General features: G+C 49.5%; 1 protein-coding gene. It reads right to left on the reverse strand.

Features of this window, described 5'->3' with window-relative positions:
* Positions 1–1,016: DNA repair protein RecN (gene recN, locus ACQY6F_RS18940; RefSeq protein ID WP_428776672.1), on the reverse strand; the 1,016-nt coding region annotated here is incomplete at its 3' end.
* Positions 1,017–1,163 lie beyond the last annotated feature (147 nt).

The raw sequence follows: 1,163 nt of genomic DNA on the forward strand, positions 1-1,163 counted from the left end.
GAACAGTCCAGCGCTTCGATCTCGGCCAGCAGTTGCTGATGATGCTGATACAACTCTTCGGGCATCACATGGTGTTTTCGGGCGATAGACATCACTTTGGAGAAGCGCTCTTCAACATAGGCCATGCGCTGAGGATCGACATCGATGTTTTCCAGGTAGCCGCGCAGCTCACGATTGGCTTCTTCCAGTTGGATCATCGCTTCTGCGACCATATCAGGTAGCGCGCTCAGACTGTTATCGAGATCGGCCAGTTGCTGCAAGGTATGGCTGGTGGTTTGCAGCAAACCAAGTGCGTTGACTTCTTCACCTTCGTACAAAAGGTCGATGGCTTGCTGACAGGCCGTCGCCAGTTCACCACTGTTAGACAGGCGCTTGTGCTCCTGTTCCAGCTCAGTGAATTCTTCTTCGCCAATCGCCAATTCATTCAACTCTTTGATCTGGTATTCCAGCAGCTGTTTCTGAGCCTGGTTTTGCTGGCTGTTGTCTTGCAGCTGTTTTAGCTGATTCTCTGCTTGTCGCCAGTTCTGGTAACTAATGCGTGTTTGCGCTAGCAAGTTAAGGTGACCGGCATATTGATCCAGCATGGCCATCTGATGGTCACTTTTCATTAACTGGTGGTGAGCATGTTGGCCATGAATATTGATCAACAACTGGCCGAGTGATTTAAGTTGAGATAATGGCACCGGACTGCCGTTGATATAAGCACGTGAACGACCTTCTGCGGTGATGGTACGGCGTAAGATACACTCGCTGCCGTCGAGCAGGTCATTATCTTCCAGCCAGCGGGTGGCATTGGTATTGTTGTCCAGAATGAAAGCGGCGCTGACATCGGTTTTATCTTCACCCTGGCGCACCATCCCGGCTTCGGCGCGACCGCCCAGACACAGGCCGAGTGCATCGATGGCGATAGATTTACCAGCACCGGTTTCGCCGGTAATGGTGGTCATGCCCTGAGAGAGCTCCAATTGCAAAGATTTGACGATAGCGAAGTTGTTTACAGTTAAATGGGCCAGCATTTTCTCACCTGTGTATCTAAACAATACTGTATAAGAAAACAGTATATACTGTTTCTTTATACAGTAAAGATGGCTGATGAGTTTTTGCCAGATGACTGGTGTTTTTGTGTGTAATGGCACAAATATCTGGGTTACACCGTCGGGGTA

The organism is Vibrio sp. (genome assembly GCF_050299255.1).
GTDB lineage: Bacteria > Pseudomonadota > Gammaproteobacteria > Enterobacterales > Vibrionaceae > Vibrio.